This window comes from Noviherbaspirillum sp., from assembly GCF_035944575.1.
Classification (GTDB): Bacteria; Pseudomonadota; Gammaproteobacteria; order Burkholderiales; family Burkholderiaceae_D; genus Noviherbaspirillum.
Map to the genome: position 1 here is coordinate 1 of NZ_DASZBA010000267.1, position 2,508 is coordinate 2,508.

Annotated in this window: 4 protein-coding genes; 3 read left to right on the plus strand and 1 reads right to left on the minus strand. The window is 62.5% G+C overall.

From position 1 onward, the window contains the following. A partial coding sequence (locus VGU61_RS22160; protein WP_326861488.1) for a galactosyltransferase-related protein occupies positions 1-382 on the plus strand: 382 nt, incomplete at its 5' end. A 43-nt stretch (positions 383-425) separates the two neighbouring features. On the opposite strand, the gene VGU61_RS22165 is transcribed toward VGU61_RS22160, so the two are convergent. Beyond that, positions 426-1,349 (minus strand): LysR family transcriptional regulator, encoded by a 924-nt coding sequence (locus VGU61_RS22165; protein WP_326861489.1) that lies wholly within the window; start codon positions 1,347-1,349, stop codon positions 426-428. 123 nt (positions 1,350-1,472) lie between these two features. On the opposite strand from VGU61_RS22165, the gene VGU61_RS22170 reads away from it, so the two are divergent. Then, positions 1,473-1,832, plus strand: a complete 360-nt coding sequence (locus VGU61_RS22170; RefSeq protein WP_326861490.1) for a DUF2917 domain-containing protein — start codon at positions 1,473-1,475, stop codon at positions 1,830-1,832. A gap of 13 nt (positions 1,833-1,845) precedes the next feature. Next, positions 1,846-2,499: a GNAT family N-acetyltransferase gene (locus VGU61_RS22175; protein WP_326861491.1), complete on the plus strand. Its 654-nt coding sequence runs from the start codon at positions 1,846-1,848 to the stop codon at positions 2,497-2,499. The last annotated feature ends 9 nt before the right edge of the window (positions 2,500-2,508 follow it).

The following is a 2,508-nucleotide window of genomic DNA, read 5'->3' on the forward strand; positions in this document are numbered from 1 at the left end:
CCACGCGAACAAGGCCATCCCCCTGCTCTCGTTCCCCGACAGCCGCCTGCGCCATTACCGCTCCGTCAAATGGAACAGGATCAAGAGCTGCAACCTCGCGATCTGGCGCAGCGACTATGCCGCCGTCAACGGCTTCGACGAGAGCTTCGTCGGCTGGGGTCATGAAGATGCCGACCTGGTAATGCGCCTCGCGCGCCACGGCGTGCGGCGCAAGGGCGGCGCGTTCTCGACCGAGGTTTTCCATCTCTGGCACCGCGAAAACACCCGTGCCACCGAATCGGTCAACCGCAAACGGGTGGAAGAACGGATGCAGACCGGGCTGATCCGGGCAGAGATCGGGTTGAGCGATCATCCGGCGGAGGGCGAACGCATCATTGCGTAGCGCTTTTGCACGGCATTGCACAACCGTTGTTGCACGTACCTTCTTAAAAATCATCCCAGTGCGGCTGCGGGCCGAAGTGCTCCATCAGATGGTCGATGAATGCCCGCACCTTGGGTTGCATATACCGGTTCGGGAGGTAGGTGGCATACAGCGACATGTCAGGGTTGGCGATGCTGTCCGGCAGTATTGCCTGCAGCCTGCCGCTCTTCAGGTGCGGTCCAAGAATGTAGGTGGGAAACATGATGATCCCCATGCCGTCGAGCGCCATGTGCAGCAGCACCTCGGAATTGTTGACACGGCAATTGCCGGTGACGGCTAGCGACACTTCCTTGTTGCCGATGCGGTAGTGCCACCCGCTGCGCAATGCCGGTATGCCCTGGTAAACCAGGCAGCGGTGCTGCAGCAGATCCTGCGGCGTTTGCGGAATGCCGTAGCGCTCCAAATAGGCCGGGGCGGCGCAGGTCACCCAGCGCACCGGCGCGATGACGCGCGCCACCATGGTCTGTGCCGGATGGTCGGTGATCCGGATCGCCAGGTCGTAGCCCTCCTCGACGATATCCACGATCCGGTCGTTCGCATTCAACTCGATTTCGACGTTTTCATAGCGCTTGAGGAAGGATTGCATCGCCGGTGCCAGGTGCAGCGACGCGAAGATCACCGGCGAAGTCAACCGCAACACACCGCGCGGTTCGGCCTGCAACTGGGTCACGGTTTCGGCGGCGGCGTCAATTTCCTGCGCGATGCGGGCGCAATGCTCGTAATAGGCGGCGCCGATTTCGGTCAGGCTCATGCGGCGCGTGGTGCGATTCAGCAAGCGCACGCCCAGCGCGCTTTCCAGGCTGCTGATCTGCTTGCTGACCAGCGACTTCGACGTCCCCAGCGCCTGGGCAGTGGCGGAAAAGCTTTTCGTCTCCACCACCTTCGCAAACGTCATCATTTCCTCCAGCCGCTCCATGATCGCCTCCATTGTTCTCTGGTGAGAACAATCTTATTCCATTTTGCCGGATTGTAAAGCTCATGGAACCAACCATAATGTGCTGCATGGGGACACGATCCCTTAATTCCCGGTTCGATACCAAAGGAGCTGATCATGAATGCCACCATGTTATTTACTGACCGCCTGCAATCCAGGCCGGTACGCAGAGAAAGCCTGCCCTCGGCCGCGAGGGGAAACATCGTCCGCCTGCGCGCCGACCAGCACCTGCAATTGCGTGGCGCGATCGGATCAACCGTGCATGCGATCGACGGCACCGTCTGGATCACCCAGGACGGCGATATCCGGGACATCGTACTGAAAGCCGGCCAAAGCTTCGTCATCGATCGGCCGAGCGACACCCTGCTGACGCCGCTCGACCAGGCCGCCATCCGTATCGACGCCGCGCCGTCACAGCGCCCGTTCGGACGGCAATTGCAACCGGTGCTGGCCGCCGCCCGCACATTGTTTGCGTGATACGGAGGATGTCATGGCCGACCTTTCTCCGTCGCTCGTCAAATGGAGCCAGTCGCTGCAGCCGCTGCTGAAATCGCTGCTGCCGACGCGGGAATTGCACGACACCTGGCGGTTGCGCGACGGCACCGCCATCCGCATCCGGGTGGCACGGGCCGCCGATGCGCCGCTGTTGCAAGCCCTGGTTCGCGGCCTGTCGCTGCGAAGCCGGTATCAGCGCTTTTTCTATCCCGCCCATGAACTGCCGCCCGAGATGCTGGAGCGCTTCACCCAGGCCGATCCGATGCGGGCAATCACGCTGCTGGCGGTGGTATTGCGGGACGGCGAGGAACAGGCCGTCGGCATGGCGCAGTATGTGGTCGTTGCGGCGCCGGAAATCGCGGAATACGCGGTCGTGGTCGACGATGCATGGCAGCGTGCCGGCATTGCACGCCGGCTGCTGCAGAACCTGAGCTGCGTTGCCCGTGCGGCCGGGGTGCAGCGGATGGACGGCGATGTGCTGTCGGAGAATGAAGCGATGCGCGCGCTGCTGCTTGGGATGGGGTTCGAGATGGGCCCGCATCCTGATGGCACGTACCTGCGCAGGAGCTGGAAGCGGCTTACCGTGCCGGAGGGGAAGTGTTCGGAGTTGAAGGGTGTGGTGACGGAGCGGGTGCGGAGTGTGGTGTGAGTGGCGGTT

What these genes read in the sequence shown, in the direction of transcription:
- VGU61_RS22165 (WP_326861489.1), bottom strand. Translation starts at nt 1,349, where the DNA reads ATGGAGGCGATCATGGAGCGGCTGGAGGAAATGATGACGTTTGCGAAG.
- VGU61_RS22170 (WP_326861490.1), top strand. Translation starts at nt 1,473, where the DNA reads ATGAATGCCACCATGTTATTTACTGACCGCCTGCAATCCAGGCCGGTA.
- VGU61_RS22175 (WP_326861491.1), top strand. Translation starts at nt 1,846, where the DNA reads ATGGCCGACCTTTCTCCGTCGCTCGTCAAATGGAGCCAGTCGCTGCAG.